15 protein-coding genes and 2 tRNA genes are annotated in these 19517 nt (G+C 56.5%); 15 read left to right on the top strand and 2 right to left on the bottom strand.

Translation table 11 applies throughout. The annotated features are described in order from the left end of the window. Positions 1–200: 200 nt before the first annotated feature. The 8 genes from EDF61_RS05485 (at position 201) to thiL (ending at position 10327) form a co-directional block, all read left to right on the top strand. Positions 201–2372, top strand: coding sequence for a PQQ-binding-like beta-propeller repeat protein (locus tag EDF61_RS05485; protein WP_133833496.1), 2172 nt, complete (start codon positions 201–203; stop codon positions 2370–2372). Positions 2373–2502: 130 nt separating this feature from the next. Next, on the top strand, positions 2503–3267 hold the full coding sequence (locus EDF61_RS05480; protein ID WP_105661153.1) for a fumarylacetoacetate hydrolase family protein: 765 nt from the start codon (positions 2503–2505) through the stop codon (positions 3265–3267). A 101-nt stretch (positions 3268–3368) separates the two neighbouring features. Then, positions 3369–4874, top strand: a complete 1506-nt coding sequence (gltX, locus tag EDF61_RS05475) for a glutamate--tRNA ligase (RefSeq protein ID WP_133833495.1) — start codon at positions 3369–3371, stop codon at positions 4872–4874. Between the two features lie 725 nt (positions 4875–5599). Next, positions 5600–5671 (top strand) — tRNA-Gln (locus EDF61_RS05470). 48 nt (positions 5672–5719) lie between these two features. Further along, positions 5720–5795 (top strand) — tRNA-Glu (locus EDF61_RS05465). 99 nt (positions 5796–5894) lie between these two features. After that, the gene (locus tag EDF61_RS05460; RefSeq protein ID WP_133833494.1) at positions 5895–7661 is read left to right on the top strand and encodes a dynamin family protein; all 1767 of its coding nucleotides are present in this window, start codon (positions 5895–5897) and stop codon (positions 7659–7661) included. Further along, a complete protein-coding gene (locus EDF61_RS05455) occupies positions 7661–9304 on the top strand; it encodes a GTPase (protein ID WP_133833493.1) in 1644 nt (547 codons plus the stop codon). Before EDF61_RS05460 ends, EDF61_RS05455 begins: the two co-directional genes overlap by 1 nt. 6 nt (positions 9305–9310) lie before the next feature. Further along, entirely contained in the window at positions 9311–10327 is a 1017-nt protein-coding gene (gene thiL, locus EDF61_RS05450; RefSeq protein ID WP_133833492.1) for a thiamine-phosphate kinase, read from the top strand. A gap of 27 nt (positions 10328–10354) precedes the next feature. Here the strand turns inward: thiL and EDF61_RS05445 are convergent, their stop codons facing one another. After that, positions 10355–11080: an IclR family transcriptional regulator gene (locus EDF61_RS05445; RefSeq protein ID WP_105659150.1), complete on the bottom strand. Its 726-nt coding sequence runs from the start codon at positions 11078–11080 to the stop codon at positions 10355–10357. A 122-nt stretch (positions 11081–11202) separates the two neighbouring features. Between EDF61_RS05445 and leuC the strand changes: the two genes are divergently transcribed. From leuC to EDF61_RS05415, 6 genes are all read left to right on the top strand, one after another. Then, positions 11203–12642 (top strand): 3-isopropylmalate dehydratase large subunit, encoded by a 1440-nt coding sequence (leuC, locus tag EDF61_RS05440; RefSeq protein ID WP_041649644.1) that lies wholly within the window; start codon positions 11203–11205, stop codon positions 12640–12642. A 14-nt stretch (positions 12643–12656) separates the two neighbouring features. Then, entirely contained in the window at positions 12657–13262 is a 606-nt protein-coding gene (gene leuD, locus EDF61_RS05435; protein ID WP_013348787.1) for a 3-isopropylmalate dehydratase small subunit, read from the top strand. Between the two features lie 257 nt (positions 13263–13519). Next, positions 13520–14839, top strand: coding sequence for a UDP-N-acetylglucosamine 1-carboxyvinyltransferase (gene murA, locus EDF61_RS05430; protein WP_105659152.1), 1320 nt, complete (start codon positions 13520–13522; stop codon positions 14837–14839). A 95-nt stretch (positions 14840–14934) separates the two neighbouring features. Beyond that, positions 14935–15618 carry a lysophospholipid acyltransferase family protein gene (locus EDF61_RS19255; RefSeq protein WP_105659153.1) on the top strand — a complete coding sequence of 228 codons (684 nt, stop codon included), beginning with the start codon at positions 14935–14937 and terminating at the stop codon, positions 15616–15618. 33 nt (positions 15619–15651) lie between these two features. Continuing rightward, positions 15652–16686, top strand: a complete 1035-nt coding sequence (locus tag EDF61_RS05420) for an NAD(P)H-dependent glycerol-3-phosphate dehydrogenase (RefSeq protein WP_286134429.1) — start codon at positions 15652–15654, stop codon at positions 16684–16686. Then, complete coding sequence (locus EDF61_RS05415) at positions 16686–17798, top strand: D-alanine--D-alanine ligase family protein (RefSeq protein ID WP_105659155.1); 1113 nt, start codon at positions 16686–16688, stop codon at positions 17796–17798. Before EDF61_RS05420 ends, EDF61_RS05415 begins: the two co-directional genes overlap by 1 nt. Positions 17799–17875: 77 nt before the next feature. Here EDF61_RS05415 and EDF61_RS05410 read toward each other — a convergent pair whose 3' ends face one another. Then, the gene (locus EDF61_RS05410) at positions 17876–18325 is read right to left on the bottom strand and encodes a DUF3515 domain-containing protein (protein ID WP_105659156.1); all 450 of its coding nucleotides are present in this window, start codon (positions 18323–18325) and stop codon (positions 17876–17878) included. Positions 18326–18466: 141 nt separating this feature from the next. Between EDF61_RS05410 and EDF61_RS05405 the strand changes: the two genes are divergently transcribed. Further along, a complete protein-coding gene (locus EDF61_RS05405) occupies positions 18467–19513 on the top strand; it encodes an LCP family protein (protein WP_105659157.1) in 1047 nt (348 codons plus the stop codon). Positions 19514–19517: the final 4 nt, after the last annotated feature.

The following is a 19517-nucleotide window of genomic DNA, read 5'->3' as shown; positions in this document are numbered from 1 at the left end:
TCGGGTCAGGCTTTTAATGAGTCACATCCAAGGGTGGGACGGCTGGTTCTTATCCTGCCAGCTAGTCCCAGACCAACCACCTCGATACTCACAGGTTTTTAACCCGAATTGGTCATGTGCAAACGCAGTTGCTAGCGTCAGTATGTAGCAGACGCTGCTCCGCTGCAAGAAGTTCTGGGGCCGATCGAACGGAGTAATGTTTGTCTGGAGAAGAGCGCAGGGAAAATAGAAGCATTGCAAGACGAAGCTTGCTCGGCTTGGCTGTTGTTGGTGGAACCGCCGCAGGGCTTTCTGTCCTCTTCCCGGACCGTCGGGCCTCTGAGATTAGCGCTCCTTCGGTGACCCCGTCTCCGAGCCCCACGCCGAAACCGACTCCCGATATGCGGTATTTAGCGAATCTGAAGAGCGGGAAAGAAATTAGTAGCCATGAAAAGGTCTTCGGCAGAGCATATTCGACGCTGAAGATTCTAGAGGCGGTACCGCTAACCAACTATCGCAATTCTTCGAAGCTTCGGTTGGCGGTGTCTGTTGTCGGGCATATCAATGAACTGCAAATAATCGATCCCTCCGTCGGCACCGCCATTCACACCTTGAACCTACCCGATGACAGCGGGCACGGAATTGATTCGATGGTTTGGGATGAACCCCGGCAAAGACTATATCTCAGTGTGGACGGGAGTGTTCTCGCATGGAATCCAGCAATTCCTGAGCAGTTCACTACCCTGGTGGACGTAGAAGGTGCCTCGGTTGCATATGAGCTTCGGCTTGATTCGAGCGGCAATTTGTGGGGAGGCACCTATCCACTCGGAGCAAGCTTCAACTACAACGTCGAAAGCAAGAAACTTCGAGTGTTTGATCGTGTAGCCGAAGACACCGACTATATCCGCCGGCTGGCATTGGATGGCCGGGGCAGGGTATGGATGGGAACGGGGTCTCGGAATCCTAGGTTATTCACCTTTGAGGCGGGGAAGCCGGATGCAGTACGTGAAATAAACCTTCCAGTGGATGTGGCCCATGGATTCATTGGGTCAATCGACCCTATCGGGCACTACCTCGCTGTTACCGTTAGCTCCGTTTCCGAACAACTCATACTCGATACCCGGACGATGAAATGGCACGAGCCAGTGACCCGGGTATGGGCATCGCGCGAGATTTCCAAGGCCAGTTCGGGGAGATTCTTCAGCATCACTGCCGGCCATCTGCATTCAACTGCATTCCAGGGAATGGACGACAAGCAGCTCGGAAAAGTCGAGGCGCGCGGCATCTTGTGCATCATTCCGCAGAATGGGCGCATCCTCATCATCAGTACGACAACCGATGGGATTCTCTGTGAAACATTCGATCTGGGTTTGAATCGCGTACGCGCTACCCGCGAAATCCGATTGACCCCGAGCGCCATCAAGATCCAATCGCTGCTCGGACACAGTGACGGAAACATCTATATCGGAGGATACAAGGCGAACGGTGTCGCCGCATTGAATCCGGAAACTGGCGTTCGTTGGAACTCCGGCGATGACGAGCAGGTGATCAACCAGATCGAAGGAATGGTCGAATACGACCAGAACAAGACCTATATCGGTTCCTACGGTAGCGCTGACCTGGTCCTCATGGAAACACCTCAAAACAATGCCGACAGAAAATACGACCGCATTGCACGTCTGCTCACCGAGTACTCGCAATCGAGGCCCTTCGGCTGGGCATCGAATTCATCCAGCGTGTTTTTCGGAACTGTTCCGGAATATGGAGTCTCAGGCGGTGTTCTGGGGAAGATTGATCCTGCTACTGATACGGTCTCTTGGGTTCTTGACGGGGATGGCAAAGGATTCGTTTCAGGCCATTCCATCATCGGGCTAGCCGCCGATGAATCGCATCTCTATGGCACCACTTCGGTGCGCAACGGATATGGCGTTGAAGATACGAAAAGTCCTGCCAAGGTCTTCAAGATGCACATAGCGTCCCGCAAGATCCTCTGGGAAACAAGTCCTGTGGAATCCGCGGGCGCGTTGTATTCACCTGCGATTACCGGCGGTTGGCTGGCCGTAGCCGATCTGCAAGGTGTGGCCTTGCTGGACTTGGACAGCGGACAGTTGAAGAAACGGCATATCGTCAACAACGTTAAAAACACTTCCTATCGTCCTGGATGGCTAGCTGCAGACGTAAGGGCAACGCCGGATGGGCAGAAGATGGTTCATGCTGCAGGGGGCGGAATAACAGTGTTGGATTATGTTGCAGGAACTACTCATTCCGTTGCGTCCACACGAAGCCATGACCGGCATGGCACCAGATTGACCGTTGGTGCCGACGGCCACGTGTACGGGATTCTAAATCAAACCACACTGGTGCAGCTTGCCCTGTCGCCGGAATTGACCTAGCTAAGTTCGCGGCGACGAGCCGAGGTGGATTGCCGTCCGAGGATTTTCTTTCCCTTCATTGGCCGTATTTCGCAGTCGCGGTTCCTGCAGTGACGGAAAAGCTGAGACGTCATAGTTTAGGCTTGTATTCATGCGCATTGCACGATTTGTAGTAGATAGCGACCCGCTGTACGGCGTCGTCGACGGTAACGATATTCATGTTTTGGCTGGAGATCCATTTTTCCAGGGGATTAAGACCACTGGTGCTACGCACTCCTTGGATGATGTTCGGTTGGTAGCCCCGATCATCCCTCGCTCAAAGGTCGTGGGCTTTGGCCGCACGTACCGCGAGCACGCCAAGGAACTTGGAAATGAAGTTCCTGCTGAGCCACTGATGTTCTTGAAGCCGAATACTTCCGTAGTCGGCCATGGAGACCCCGTCACCCTGCCGGCGTTTTCAAACGAAGTTTCCTTCGAAGGTGAACTTGCCGTGGTGATCGGCCGTATTTGCAAGGACGTTCCAGCCGACAAGGCGCAGGACGTGATCTTCGGCTACACCGTAGCAAATGACTTGACCGCCCGCGATGCTCAGCGCACCGATCCGCAGTGGGCTCGTGCCAAGGGCTTTGACGGTTCCTGCCCGCTGGGCCCATGGATTGAGACCGAGATTGCCGACCCGGATGATCTGGGAATTATCAGTCGCGTCAATGGTGAGGTTCGCCAAGACGGAACTACCAACGACATGATCTGGCCAGTCAACGAATTGGTTGCTCGTGCTTCCGAAGCTTTCACCTTGCTGCCAGGCGATGTCATCATGACTGGGACCCCTGCGGGTGTCGGCCTAGTAAATGCAGGCGACGTTGTAGAAGTGGAAGTCGAAGGTATCGGTTCATTGCGAACCGTCTTCCGTCGCTAGGAACCATCACTGATGTTGTGAGGCTTTCGATCGCTAATGTGATCGGGAGCCTCGCGCTTTAACTGCAAGTTTCTTTGCAGAAGGCATAGAATGAAAACATCATGACTGATCTTTCGTTGATTCCCGTTGTTACCGAAGATACCCCGGTACGCGTTCGTTTTTGCCCATCCCCAACTGGTACCCCTCACGTAGGTTTGATCCGTACTGCCCTCTTCAACTGGGCTTACGCGCGTCACACCGGCGGCAAAATGGTCTTCCGCATCGAAGACACTGATGCCAAGCGTGACTCCGAAGAAAGCTACAACCAGCTTTTGGATGCTCTGGCTTGGTTGGGTATCGATTGGGACGAGGGCGTCAACGCGGGCGGTCCGCATGAGCCATACCGCCAGTCGCAGCGTGGTGACATCTACGAGGACGTCATTGCCAAGCTTCGTACTGCAGGCCATCTGTACGAGTCCTACTCGACCCCAGAAGAAGTCGAAGCACGCCACAAGGCAGCCGGCCGTGACCCGAAGCTGGGCTACGACAACTTCGACCGCGAGCTGACAGACGAGCAGAAAGCTGCGTTCAAGGCCGAAGGCCGTGAACCGGTATTGCGTGTTCGCATGCCGGATCACGACATCACCTTCAACGACTTGGTACGTGGCGAGATCACCTTCAAGGCTGGATCCGTTCCCGACTACGTGGTGGTGCGCGCCAACGGTAAGCCGCTGTACACCCTGGTCAACCCAATCGATGATGCGCTGATGGGCATTACCCACGTACTTCGTGGCGAAGATCTGTTGTCCTCGACTCCACGCCAGGTCGTCTTGTATGCGTTGCTGCACGATATCGGCGTTGCCCAGTACATGCCGCGCTTTGGCCACCTGCCATACGTTATGGGACAGGGCAACAAGAAGCTCTCCAAGCGTGATCCAGAATCCAGCGTATTCCTGCACCGCGACAATGGTTTCATCCCGGAAGGCCTGCTGAACTATCTCGCGCTGCTTGGCTGGTCGCTGAGTGCTGATGAAGATATCTTCTCCCGTGAACAGCTGGTAGAAGCCTTTGACGTAGCAGATGTGCTGTCCAATCCTGCCCGCTTCGATGTGAAGAAGGCAGAAGCAATCAACGGAACCCACGTGCGCATGCTCGAAGCGCAGGATTTCCGTGATCGTTTGGTTCCATACCTGAAGGCCGCTGGCCTGGTGGGCGAAGAGCTGACTGAACGTGAAAACATCATCCTGGACCAGGCTGCGCCACTGGTACAGGAACGTATCGCCCTGTTGGGTGAAGCGACCGACATGCTTGAATTCCTCTTCAAGTCTGATGACGAAATTGTCATCGACGAGAAAGCGCTCAAGGGAATGCCGGCAAACCTGGTTGAGGTTGTCGATGCTACCGTCCAGGGCCTCGAAACCATTACCGAATGGAACGCCGAATCCATCCAGGCAGCACTGCGCACGAAGCTTGTGGACGAACTGGAACTGAAGCCTCGTCAGGCATTCGGACCAGCCCGCGTTGCTATCTCCGGAAAGCGCGTATCTCCACCGCTCTTCGAGTCCATGGAAATTCTTGGACGCGAGTCGAGCCTCAAGCGTTTGCGCGCATTTGGTGAGTCCCGCTAGCTATTCGCCGAAAGCCTGCTGAGAAGCAATTTGAACGCCTCGGATGGTTCCAGTCCTGTGACTGGTTCTGTCTGAGGCGTTTTCTTTGAGTTTGATGACGCACTCGTAGATGTGCGAACGGCCGCAATCCGCGTTTATCGTCCATGTCCGAGCCGGAGCTGGCGCATCTGTATCCTGAGCGACTGGCCGGGATTGAGGCAGGTTTTGCGGATGATGGTGCTTATGCCCGGGAGAGGTGCATGGCAGGCGGGCTTATGTTCATGGGGCAGCGAGAAGTGCGGTTCCTGCGTGCGTGGAGTTTGGCAGGATTAACCGCGTCACGCGCTACGTTTATACGCCTTGGATCGCTGGATACGATACCGCCGGTGTTCCTAAACCCCATTTTTGTCCCGTTCCTTGGCCGGTACGCTGAACTAGAGGGTCTGCCGGCAAAGGCGCTTTGCATAGGGGATGACCCTGTTGGCGGCTATCAATGTGCCGTTGACGCGGGACTCCAGTATTTTCTCACGGACAGTGCCTCACTTCACAAGAATTTCTCTGGTTAACTAGTGGAGGTTTTCGGATCTCTGACAGCTGTTCCTGGTTGATTTTCCGCGGATTCTGCGTGGGGTACCGGTCGCGGGACTCGATTTGTGTACTGAACATTAGGCCGGTATAGTTTTATCTCGTGCTACGGCAGTGGCCGGAATGACGCTCAGCTGAATTCCGGAAAGGCCAAGTCACAGTGGGATATGGTGTAATTGGCAACACAACGGTTTCTGGTTCCGTCATTCTAGGTTCGAGTCCTGGTATCCCAGCGCTTCACCAAAGAGATTTGGTGAGCTGAAGATTTATCTTCAGCATACGGCCCCATCGTATAGCGGCCTAGTACTCCGCCCTCTCACGGCGGCAACACGGGTTCGAATCCCGTTGGGGTCACCACAGTAAAACCGCGGAGAATTCCGCGGTTTTTGCGTTTCCCGGACAAAATCTGCATCAGGCTCGCGGGTTTCCCTGTTGGCATGAGGCAAGATAGTTCTCATGGAGTCGAATTCAGATCTGGCTAAGAGCTCAGGGCAGGAAACTGCCTCGCAAACCGAAATTGGCAGTGATTCCGCGGCGCGTTTGAGCGAGCTCCAGGAGCTGCTCGAAGAGCTTTCCTTTGTAAATGGCCAGCCACGAGAAGCCTCTGCCTTCGAAGAACTGCGCAACAAGGCATTGCATCAAATCTCGGACTACCTGATTCCACGAGTTTCGAATCTCGGCGCACCGCTACTGCTGGTCGTCGGTGGCTCCACGGGCTCGGGCAAATCGACTCTGGTCAATTCCCTCCTGGGGGAACCCGTCAGTCTCTCCGGCGCTGTGCGTCCGACCACGCGGACTCCGGTCTTGGCTTTCAACCCTGTTGACCAATCCTTCTTTGAATCTGAACGGATTCTTCCCGAACTTAAACGCGTAGCCGGCCGTGGCTTCAATGCACATGCCGGAGCAGCCAGTAACCATGCGCTGTTGATGACGCCTCGTGAGCAGGTTCCACGAGGTTTGGCCATCCTCGATGCCCCGGATATCGACTCGGTTTCCGACGAGAACAGGGAATTGGCGGGCCAGCTTCTGAACGCAGCAGATCTGTGGATTTTTGTCACCACAGCCAATAGATACGCCGATGCTCTTCCTTGGGATATGCTCACCGAAGCCGGCGCACGGAAAATTACCGTCTGCGTCGTCTTGAACAGGGTGCCACCGGGAGCCGAAGACGATATTGTTCCGGATTTGAAACGCCTGTTAAGCGAGAAGGACCTGGATCCGTCGTTGCTGCATGTCCTGAACGAGACGCAACTGGATGACCAGAAATTGATTCCAAGTGAGCACGTGGAACCCTTGCTCGCATGGCTGAACTCATTGGCAGCAGATTCCGCTAAACGGCAGCAGATTGCGGCCCAAACACTTGACGGCGCGTTGCGGCGCGCCACCGCAGATGTCAGTGAGCTTATCGCTGAACTGCAAGAGCAGGAGAAACAGCTCGGTGAATTGCGCGCCCTTACCAATGAGCGCTTTGAGCAATCGTTGGCCAGAATTAGCGATTCCCTCAATGACGGCTCATTGCTGCGTGGCGAAATCCTGGCCCGGTGGCAGGACTTCGTAGGAGCGGGCGAGCTGCTGCGCGGAATCGAAGGCGCCATTGGACGGATGAGGGATCGTGTTGGCGCATTCCTGACTGGAAAACCGCCAGCGACCCATCGTGTTGAACAAGCCATCGAATCAGGCCTGCACATGGTCTTCATTGCCGAGGCAACCAAGGCCTGCCATGACGTTGACAGATCGTGGAAGAACACGCCATTTGGCCAAGCGCTACGCTCTAATCTGCAATCGCCGCGCCCGCCACAGGATCTCAATGAGCAAGCTTCGGAAAGCATCCGGCTTTGGCAAAAAGATGTCTTGGACATGATTCGGCAGGAGGGCGCCGGGAAGCGCAAGACGGCCCGCATGGCGGCATTTGGAGTCAACGGGGTGGCGGTCATCCTGATGGTTGTGGTCTTTGCGTCAACAGCGGGCCTCACCGGTCTGGAAATCGGTATTGCCGGCGGCTCCGCATTGGTAGGGCAGAAACTGCTGGAAGCAATTTTTGGCGAGGATGCGGTACGTCGCATGGCCACCAAAGCCCGCAAGATGCTTGACACCCGGGCACGGGATCTACTGGATAGGACCTCGTCGATCTATCTGGACGAGTTAGCTGCAAAATCGCAGCCGGAGCTTGCCGATCAATTGGGCAAGATTACCTCAGCCTTGAGCAGCAAAGGGGCTCACTAATGTCCGAGCGCAAGATTCTCAGAGCAGTCAGCGGTCTCAACTCGCAAATCAACAGCATCGTGGAAGCGATGCAGCTTGCAGAACCATATCTGGAACCAGAAACCATCGATCTAGCCGCGGACGTTATCACGCGTGCTGAATCTCGGCGCCAGCTTTCATCCGAACATGTGGTTGTAGGACTTTTCGGTGCCACGGGCAGCGGAAAATCAACGATGTTCAACGCTTTGGTAGGGCAGGAGTTGGCGGCCACGGGTGTCATCCGCCCGACTACTACTGATACTGTCGCTGCAATCTGGGAACCAGAAGGATCAAGCGAACTACTGGACTGGCTGGAAGTGACTACTCGCCACGTCATGGGCGATCAGGACAGCCGGGCGCAACCTGGCAAGAAAAAGAAGTTCGACTCCGGTCTCTTGCTGTTGGACCTACCGGACATGGATTCCACGGCAGTGGATCACCACAAGATTGCTGCTCGTTTGGTGGGCCAAGTGGATTATCTGGTATGGGTGCTTGATCCGCAGAAATACGCCGACGCGTCAATACACCATGGATATCTCAATTCCTTGCGCAGCCAGCAGGGGAACCTGCTGATCGTCCTGAACCAGATCGACAAGATTGCAGAACACGAACGCAAGCAAGTCGTCGATTCCTTGCGCGGCATCTTGGCAACGTCGGGTTTGGAGAACCTTCCCATCGTTTGCGCTTCTGCTGCCACGGGTGAAGGCGTCGCAGATGTGCATGCCAAGATTGCGGCCGCGGCGAAAAACAAGGCACTTTCCACACGTCGGCTCCGCGCAGATGTTGATCAAGTCATCCACCGCCTGAGTGAGGAACTCCAGGTGGAGAAGGTGCGCCTGCCTAGCCAGCTGCACCAAGCGGAGTTGGAGCGTGTGATCGCAAAAGCGCACGGCGCCCAGTACATTGCTGACGCAGTGGAGACCTCCTACCTGCTTCGGGGTGCTTCGCGAACAGGATGGCCTTTGACCACGTGGCTGGTGAAGCTGCGCAACGATCCGCTGAAGCGGATGAATCTCGGGCGCCGGCATGAAGACACGGAATTGTCCTTGACTTCGCGTCCAGAGCTTTCTGTCGCGGAGACTGCGGCTATCGAACATGGCATCGACCAGTATGTTTCCGAGGCTTCCAATGATCTTCCGGAAAGCTGGAAAGAGCCACTGCGTGAAAAGGTGCACGCGAATACGGAGGTACTACATGACGGCATCGATGCGGCTATAGCCGGGACACCGCTGGGTGTTGAACGGTCATCCTGGTGGTGGCCGGTAGTTAAAGTCATCCAATGGGTGGCACTTCTTGCGGCCTTGGGCGGCGCCTTGTGGCTCGCGGGCTATCCGGTGGCTGGATACTTCCAATTCGACCTGCCGCAGGCTCCCCGGGTTGAAGGAATCGCTGTCCCGACGCTGCTGGTTTTCATAGGAATACTGCTGGGTATTGTCCTTGGCTTGGCTTGCTCGTTTGTCAACCGAATAGTCGCTAAAGTTAAGCGTAGGAAAGCGTTGAAGAACATTGAACGCTCGGTATCCCACTTGGTCAGGCAGGCCGTGATTGATCCTGTTGACCAGCATTTGGACACCTTCAATAGTTATTCAGCATTGATCACCTCAGCAGCCAAGAAAGCCGATTAGAACTCTGTGACTACAAACCAACCAAACGTCGATGCAACGGTAGGTGACCTTGGGGAACAAGGCATCCTGGACGCGATGTTGCCGCTGCTTGATTCAGAACAAGCAAGTCTCGGGCCCGGCGACGACGCAGGTGCGCTGCGCGTGCGCGGAACGGAAGTTCTCGTCTCCGTGGATACCCTGGTTGAGAATCAAGATTTTCGGTTGATCTGGCCCAGCGGGCTAGAGCATAGAGCCTATGACATCGGGTGGAAATCCATTGCACAGAATGTTTCGGACATTAATGCAATGGGCGGTCACGCTACTGGCGCCGTGATTTCTTTGTCCCTGCCGAAGGACACTTCCTTGGAATGGGTCAGGGACTTCAGCCGCGGCGTTGCCGAGGCTATACAGGGACTTGGCGCACAGGAACTTACCATTCTCGGGGGAGACCTCGGGAAGTCTCAAGAAATTTCCGTTACCACTACCGTTCTGGGCGAATGCGAGCATGGCAAGGTCCTGAGGAGCGGAGTCCAAGTTGGCGACCGCATTGCCGTGGCGGGACGTGTCGGTGCTGCTGGGGCAGGGCTTTCCGTCCTGGAACATGATCGCAACGAACAAGGCTGGAGCCGGGCGGTGCGCCGGCTGGTCCAGGCGCAGTGCCGTCCCGTGCCACCGTTGGAATCCGGCCCGCGTGCCGCGGAATCGAGTGCTACAGCCATGATGGACATATCTGATGGGCTGATCCGTGACGCTGGTCGCTTGGCCAAAGCCAGCCATGTGAATCTCGAGTTAGAGTCTTCCGCATTGCAGGATTATGCTGTTCGCTTGGAAGCCGCCTCAGAACTGACCGGCACCGATCCTATGTCGTGGGTATTGTACGGCGGCGAAGATTTTGGACTCCTTGCTGCCTTCCCAGAGGGAATTGAAATCCCAGAGGAATTCACCGTAATTGGTGCTGCCAAGCCGGCTAACGGCCGCCGCGCAGTAGTGAAACTCGATGGCAAGGTCTCAAAGCCTGAGACAGGCTTTGACCACTTCGGCTAGCTGCTCCGAACGTGCTTCATGAGTTGGCTACGCGCGGTCATTCTGGATGCGCAGCAGTTCGGAAAGCTCGTGGGCGGCGCTAGTCACGGCTTCGTGGTGAATCTTCCCTGGCTGGCGCGTGAGCCGTTCAATCGGGCCGGACAAGGACAGCGCCGCGATGACTCGTCCGGACTGCCCGCGAACTGGTGCTGATACGGAAGCTACACCTGGCTCGCGTTCGCCCAGCGACTGGGCCCAGCCACGCCGACGGACGCCAGCCAGAATTGTCGGCGTGAAGCGCGCGTGATGCAATCCGTCGACCATGCGTTCATTGTCTTCCCAGGCGAGCAGAATCTGGGCTGCCGAGCCGGCTTTCATGGACAGCTGGGTTCCAACAGGGATGGTGTCACGCAGGCCGATTGGACGCTCAGCACTGGCGATGCACACACGATAATCGCCCTGCTTGCGGAAAATCTGCGTGCTTTCACCGGTGAGGTCGCGAAGCTTGATGAGCACGGGGCCAGCGGCGCTGACCAATCGGTCTTCGCCAGCGGCGCTGGCGAGTTCCACCAGACGGTTCCCCAGTTCAAAGCGGCCGTGCATGTCGCGTCCCACCAATCCATGGTGAACCAGCGATTGGGCAATACGGTGCACCGTAGGACGCGAGATTTCGGTGAGTTCTACCAGCTGGGACAGGGAAGTGGGACCATTCTCCAATGCGTTGAGAATGGCTGCTGCCTTGTCCAGTACGCCTACGCCGCTGCCTGTTGTCATGGTTCCAGTATCACGTCTCAGTATTTGAGATTCAAGTCCGCATACTGGAAAAGTCGATCTATGAAGTGTCAAAGTTGGAGTATCAAATGTTCGTAGCTTGAGGAGTGTGTCGCATGTCCGCCATGCAGTCGCCCCAGACATTGGCAGAAAAAGTCTGGAATGCACATGTTGTGCGCCGAGGAGAAGGCGAAGGCGAAGCCCGCCAGCCGGATTTGATCTACATTGATCTCCACTTGCTGCACGAGGTGACCTCGCCGCAGGCCTTCGAGGGCCTGCGCCTGGCTGGCCGTCCGCTGCGTCGTCCGGACCTGACGATTGCTACCGAAGACCACAACACTCCCACGCTGGATATTGACAAGCCCATTGCCGACCTGACCAGCCGCACCCAGATCCACACCCTGCGGGATAACTGCAAGGAATTCGGTGTCCGCCTGCACTCCTTGGGCGACAAGGAGCAGGGCATCGTTCACGTGGTAGGTCCGCAGCTGGGGCTGACCCAGCCAGGCATGACTGTGGTCTGCGGTGATTCGCATACCTCGACCCATGGCGCCTTCGGAGCCCTGGCTTTGGGTATCGGCACCTCGGAAGTCGAGCATGTCATGGCCACCCAGTCGCTGAGCCTGAAGCCGTTCAAGACCATGGCCATTAACGTCGAAGGCACCTTGAAACCTGGTGTTACCTCCAAGGACATCATCTTGGCGGTCATCGCCAAGATCGGTACCGGTGGCGGCCAGGGATACGTGCTGGAGTACCGTGGTTCTGCGATTCGCTCGCTGTCCATGGATGCCCGCATGACCATCTGCAACATGTCCATCGAGGCTGGCGCCCGTGCCGGCATGATCGCTCCGGACGAGACCACCTTCGAATACGTCAAGGGGCGCCCGCACGCACCAGCCGGTGAAGACTGGGACGCCGCCGTCGAGGACTGGAAGCAGCTGCACACCGATGAAGGCGCGCGCTTCGACGCTGAAGTCTTCTTGAATGCAGACGAACTCGAACCATTTGTCACCTGGGGTACCAACCCCGGCCAGGGTGTCTCGCTGTCTGAGAATGTGCCTTCTCCGGAAGACTTCGAAGACGAGAATGACCGCAAGGCTTGCGAGCGTGCCTTGAACTACATGGGTCTGACCGGTGGCACTCCGCTGAAGGACATCCGCGTGGATACCGTCTTCCTGGGGTCCTGCACCAACTCCCGCATGGAGGACCTGCGTGCAGCTGCCCAGGTCATCAAGGGCAAGGAAAAGGATCCTGATGTCCGCATGATCGTGGTACCCGGCTCGGCGCGTGTTCGGCTGGAAGCCGAAGCAGAAGGCCTGGATCAGATTTTCAAGGATTTCGGTGCTGAATGGCGTTTTGCAGGTTGCTCCATGTGCCTGGGCATGAACCCGGATCAATTGGCCGAGGGGGAGCGCTGCGCGTCCACCTCCAACCGCAACTTCGAAGGACGCCAGGGCAAGGGCGGACGTACCCACCTGGTGTCGCCGCTGGTGGCCGCGGCTACCGCAATCCGTGGAACCCTCTCGTCGCCTAGCGACCTCGTCAACGCACCGGCTTCGGTCTAGGAAGGATCACCGTCATGGAAAAGATTGTCAGCCACACCGGTATTGGTGTTCCACTGCGCCAGAGCAATGTGGACACGGACCAGATTATTCCTGCCGTTTACCTCAAGCGCATCACCCGCACCGGATTCGAGGATGCGTTGTTCGCGGGTTGGCGACGGGATGAGAACTTCATCTTGAACCAGGAACCTTTCAATACGGGCTCCGTGCTGGTGGCAGGTCCCGACTTCGGCACCGGTTCTTCGCGCGAGCACGCTGTCTGGGCGTTGAAGGACTACGGATTCAAGGCTGTGATCTCCGCTCGTTTTGCCGATATTTTCCGTGGCAACTCGGGCAAGCAGGGACTGGTTGCTGCTGAAGTGGCCCAGAGCGATATTGAATTGATCTGGAAGGAACTGGAGAACAATCCAGGCACCACGGTCACCGTTGACCTGGAATCGCGTACGGTCCAGTGCGGTTCCATCTCGGCACCGTTCCAGATTGACGACTACACCCGCTGGCGCCTGATGGAAGGCCTGGACGATATCGGCCTGACCTTGCAGCATGAGGAAGATATCACCGCATACGAGGCCAAGCGTCCTGCGCATAAGCCGCAGACTTTGCCGGCACGAACCGCAGGCTAAGCACCGAGTTCAAAATAAATGGAATGGTCCGCTCCTCCCTGACGTTGTTAGGGGTGAGCGGATTATTGCATTCCTAATGGAATGATTTTCGGCAGAGCATAATAGGTCTGTCTGAAAGCATGCTCACAAAGTGTGCGCCACGAGATGATCTGGGCATACTGGCAGGTACAGAGGCGGTATGCTTACTTAGTCCTGCCAGTTCGAAAGCCTAGAAGCTTCGGCGGGCGATAACGACTACGCGATGAGGTAATTCATACATGGGTAAGATCCTGACGATCCATGGTGGTGTCCCGCTCAAGGGCACCGTACGAGTCGGCGGAGCAAAGAACCTAGTGCCAAAAGCCATGGTCGCGGCTCTGCTTGGCGATACCCCTTCGGTATTGCGCAACGTACCGGAGATCAAAGATGTAGCTGTCGTGCGCAGCCTCCTTGAAATCCACGGTGTCAAGGTTGACCAGGACCCTGAAACCGGCGATCTGACCATGGACCCTACCCAGGTCAAGACCGCCTCGAACCAGGCGATCGATGCCCATGCCGGTGACTCGCGTATCCCTATTCTTTTCTGCGGACCATTGATCCACGCCCTGGGCGAAGCGTTCATCCCGGATCTGGGTGGCTGCCGCATCGGCGACCGCCCAATTGACTTCCACCTGGAAGTGCTGCGCGACTTTGGAGCGATCGTTGACAAGGCTGCCGATGGCATCCGCATCTCGGCCCCTAATGGGCTAACCGGCGCCAAGGTTGAACTGCAATACCCAAGTGTTGGCACCACCGAACAGGTCCTGCTCTCGGCCGTTCGAGCCAAGGGTGTCACCGAAGTCAGCAACGCGGCCATTGAGCCAGAAATCCTTGACCTGATCTCGCTGCTGCAGAAGATGGGCGCCATCATCTCCGTGCACCGCGACCGCGTGATCCGCATCCAGGGTGTCGAGAAGCTTACGGGCTTCGACCACTCCGCTTTGCCTGATCGCAACGAAGCCGCGTCATGGGCCTCTGCCGCGCTGGTCACCAAGGGCGACATTTTCGTCCAGGACGCGACCCAGCGTGATTTGACTGCTTTCCTGCACGTCTACCGCCAGATCGGTGGTGAATTCGACGTCAAGTCCGACGGTATTCGCTTCTATCATCCAGGTGGAGACCTTAACCCACTGATCCTGGAAACCGACGTTCACCCGGGCTTCATGACTGACTGGCAGCAGCCGCTGGTAGTGGCCCTGACCCAGGCCAAGGGCGTATCGGTCATTCACGAGACTGTGTATGAGAACCGCTTCGGATTCACCGATGCGCTGGTTCGCATGGGTTCCACCGTCCAGGTTCACACCGACTGCCTCGGCTCCACCCCTTGCCGCTTCGGACAGCGCAACTTCAAGCATTCTGCTGTTGTCGTAGGCCCAGCGCAGCTGACCGGTGCCGACATCGATGTTCCTGATCTTCGTGGCGGTTTCTCCCATTTGATCGCTGCTCTGGCTGCCGAAGGCACCAGCAAGGTCACCGGCATTGAGATCATCAACCGAGGCTACGAGCACTTCATGGAGAAGCTGCAGGCCCTGGGCGCAAATGTCGAGCTGAGCAACTAAAGGGGATCCGAATCGTGGTAAAGATTCTGGCCCCTGGCGAATCTGCTAAGACTAAACGGGTTTTCTCGCTATTGGCGGGCATTGTCCGTTCTGCCATGAACGGTTTGATGGGCAAAACGTGGAAGGGCTTCGAAACCCTCCCTCCGGGCGGGTACATCCTCTGCCCCAATCACCTGACCGAGATTGATCCGCTGGTTGTCGGCCATGCTATTTACAGCAATGGCCGGCTGCCACGCTGGCTGGCCAAGGAATCCTTGTTCAAGATCCCAGTGCTCGGATGGATGCTGCGCGAGACCGGCCAGGTTCCGGTGTCACGCAGCGCATCCAATGCTGGCGAATCGCTGGCCGCGGCCCGAAAAGTCCTGGACGCAGGCGGGGTCATAGTCATCTACCCGGAAGGGACGCTGACCCGCGACCCTGATCTGTGGCCAATGGTAGGGCGAACCGGTGCCGCACGTTTGGCCCTGCAGACTGGCGCACCAGTGGTACCGATGGCTCACTGGGGCGACCAGGAACTGCTGCCGCGCTATTCCAAGAAAATGTATCCGTTCCCGCGAAAGCACGTCACCGTGTCAGTTGGCCAGCCCGTGGATCTTGATGACTTGCGTGGTGGCCCGCGTACTCGGGCAGTGCTGCAAGAAGCCACTGATCGCATCATGGACGCGATCACCGCACTGACCGCAGAACTGCGCCAAGAAGAAGCACCAGCTGCGCGGTGGGATCCCAGCAAGCATGGCCAGTCGAAGACTGGCCGCAATTTCGATACCCCGGATAACTAATTACCTTGATCAACACCTTCCAGAGGACTGACATTGACTAAGCCGCTACCACGCAAAATCGCCGTCATGGGCGCTGGCAGCTGGGGGACAACCTTCGCCAAGGTACTTGCTGATTCCGTTGCAGACAAGGGCATCGACGTTCAGATTTGGGCCCGTCGCGAAGACGCCGCCAATGAAATCAATGAACGCCACACCAATTCACGCTACCTGCGCGAAACCAAGCTTCCGGCCAACATCACGGCATCATCGGATCCGAAGACCGTTCTCAACGACGCTGACCTTGTCGTCTTGGCGATTCCGGCTCAGTCGTTGCGCCAGGAATTGGCGAAGTTCAAAGAATTCTTTGAACCCGGTGCGGTCTTGCTTTCACTGATGAAGGGTCTTGAACGCGGGACCGATCTGCGCATGAGCCAGGTCATCGCCGAAGTCACCGGGCTGCCTGCAGAGCAGATCGCTGTGCTTTCCGGACCAAACCTGGCAATGGAAATCGCACGCGAGCAGCCAACGGCTTCGGTCGTGGCCTGCACCGATTCTGATATTGCGCAGTGGATTGCTGAACTGTGCTCCGCTGCATACTTCCGTCCCTACACGAATGACGATGTCTTGGGTGTTGAGCTTGGCGGAATCGTCAAGAACATCATCGCCCTTGCCGTTGGCATGTGCGATGGCATGGGAATGGGCGATAACACCAAGTCCACCGTCATCACGCGCGGCTTGGCTGAAACCACTCGCTTGGTCCTCGCCTTGGGCGGCCGTTTGGACACCTTGGCAGGTCTTTCTGGCCTAGGCGACCTTGTGGCTACCTGTTCTTCCTCGCTCTCCCGCAACAACACTGCAGGACGCCTGCTTGGCCAGGGGCTCTTCTTGGAAGAGGTCAATGACCGCATGTCGCAGACTGCGGAAGGCATCAAGTCAGCACGTGCCGTATTCGACTTGTCCCAGGCCCATCACGTGGAAATGCCAATCACCGAAGCAGTGGTCATGGTCCTGGAGAGCACCTTGAGCGTTGAAAATATGGCTGCACGCCTGTTGTCGCGTGAATTGAAATCTGAAGGAGAACGTCACTAATGACTGAACGCAAGCTCCGCGTCCTCTTGCTCTTCGGTGGCCGTTCCTCAGAGCACTCCGTTTCCTGCGTTACTGCGGCCGGCGTCATGCACGCCATCGACCGCGAGCGTTTCGAAATTGTTCCGGTGGGCATCACCCGCGACGGCGGTTGGACCCTGCTGGACGAGGATCCAGAAGGCTGGGCACTGAATACTGGCAAGCTGCCAGAAATTTCCTCGGTGGATCATCCGGTGCATCTTTCCACCGACGCGCAGAAGACATCATTGCTGTCCTACTCGGACTCCACGGTGGCAGATCTGGGCGAGATCGACGTGGTCTTCCCGTTGCTTCATGGTCCGTTCGGCGAGGATGGATCAATTCAGGGCATGCTGGAAATGGCTGGCGTTTCTTACGTTGGCTCCGGTATTGCAGCCAGTGCGATGGGCATGGACAAGCATTTCATGAAGGTTGTCTTCGAAGGGGCAGGCTTCAAGGTAGGCCCGTACGAAGTCATCACCAACAAGCAGTGGCTGCGCAACAGCGAAGCTGCCATGAAGCGTTGCGAAGACCTGCAGTACCCGTTGTTCGTCAAGCCGGCACGTGCAGGATCCTCGGTAGGCATCACCAAGGTAGACGAGCCTTCGGGGCTTCGTGCCGCTATTGAGATTGCCCGTGCTGAAGATCCCAAGGTGATCATCGAGCAGGGGATTGTCGGCCGTGAAATCGAATGCGGTGTTCTTGAAGGCCGCGGCTGCGAACCTTCGCGGGCCTCATTGCCAGGCGAAATCGCGGTGGCAGATAATGAGCACACGTTCTATGATTTTGAAGCGAAATATGTTGATGGCGCCGCCGCCGAGCTCAGCTGCCCAGCAGATCTGAGCGAAGAAGCCACTCGCGAGATCCGCGAACTTGCAGTGAAGGCCTTCGACGCTATTGATGCAGAAGGCCTATCTCGAGTTGATTTCTTCTATACTCCCGAGGGGGAGTGGATCATCAATGAAATCAACACCATGCCCGGCTTCACGCCTTCAAGCATGTACCCGCAAATGTGGGCCAAAACGGGAATTGAGTACCGTGAACTTATTGATGAGCTGATTGGGCTGGCTACCGACCGGAATATCGGTTTGCGCTAATCCGGGAATAGCCGTTAAAGCTTGAGGGTGTGTTGAAGAATCAACACACCCTCACGTTTTGCTTGTAGGCAATCCGCTTACAAGCTCACTGACTTGTCAACACTAACGCACTTTTTGGAAGCCGGGATCTTCTGGGCTGCATCCGACAGCGTGGCCAGCACGGTACTTGACGGGATGACGTTAGGATCCAAGACGACTTCGGTCGCCGGCGTCCGGCCGTAAGTAGTCAAGGTCCAGATACCTGATTCTTCATCCTCATTCGCTACCCAGTCGACGTCATTCACGGATACGCAGGGGTCAGTAGTGGGTCCGGGAACTTCGACACCGCAACGCAAGACAACTTTCGACGGGTCGCCCCAGGCCGAGGTTGCCTGCGAGGTCGTTGAACGACGCTCGGCATCATCGATGGCTTCGGGCAGGACAACCATCATTTCCGCACAAAGCGGGTTGGCTGCGTCCGGGGCAGCATCCACGGAAGCGACTGATGCGCAGCCTGCAAGTACTGGTAGTAATAAAGTACCGCTCATCACCAATGCCGAAGTTTGAGCAAGTTTTCGGTTAAGTTTTGGTGACAGTCGGGCTTTCAAGCTGATTTTAGACACGTTATAAGACTACATCGGCACTCTGAAAGATAGGATGTACAGAGTTGAAACTGTGAAAGGTAGCAAATGTCCTTTGAAGAGCACCCAGCGCGACCGCGCAAAAAGAAAAAGCGCACCGGGCGAGCCATCGTCTTAAGCGTGCTTGCCCTCGTCATGGTCGCGGCGCTTGTTGCCGCCGGTTACCTTTGGAACCTTGGCAGAACTTTCGACTCTGAAAGCCAGACGATTACGGATGCCTTCCCCGCGGAAGAAACTCGTCCTGAAGTCAATGACGAGTCCAAGGACGCCGTCAACATCCTGCTGCTCGGAAGCGATACTCGCGCAACTCGTGAGGCGGATGAGGACAGCGAAGACTTTGGTACCCTGCCTAACGGTGGCCGCTCAGACACCATGATGCTGGTTCATATTCCTGCAGACCGCGAGAATGTGTTTGTCACCTCCGTCATGCGCGACACCTGGCTTGATATTCCGGGCGTAGGCACTGCCAAGATCAACCGCGCTTTTGCCAGCGGTGGAGTGCCCAAAGCAGTCGAAACCCTTGAGGGGCTCTTTGGCGTTCGCATTAACCACGTCGCGTCCGTCGATTTCGAAGGATTCAAGGGTCTAACCGACGCAGTGGGCGGAGTTACCGTCAATAACCCGCGAGGCTTCAAGCAGTCAATTGTTAATGGCATGTACTTCCCAGAGGGTGTTCAAACCCTGGACGGTGAACAGGCACTGGCATTTGTCCGTGAACGCAAGTCCTTCCCAGGCAGCGACTACGAGCGCGTCAAGAACCAGCAGCTTTTCGTCAAGGCTTTGCTTGGTCAGTTGATGTCCAAGGAAACCCTGACCAACCCGGGTAAGGTCTCTGAAGTTGTTTCTCAAATTGCACCGTTCATTGCAGTTGATGAAACTCTGGATTCTGGCAAGGTTGCCTCTTACGCTTCCTCCATGCTGAACCTGCGTTCGAACGATATGGAATTCTTCACCCTTCCTAACAAGGGCCCGGGACGTTCGGCCGACGGACAGTCAATTGTCATTCCGGATATGGAAGTGATTGAGAAGTTTGGCAAGGCACTGCAAGAAGACAAGATGGCAGAGTTCGTAGAAAATACTGACCTGTCACGATAACTCC

The organism is Arthrobacter sp. JUb115 (assembly GCF_004365035.1).
In the GTDB taxonomy this organism is placed as follows: domain Bacteria; phylum Actinomycetota; class Actinomycetes; order Actinomycetales; family Micrococcaceae; genus Glutamicibacter.
Note: the sequence above shows the minus strand (reverse complement) of the source record. Positions and strands in the feature narration are given on the sequence as shown.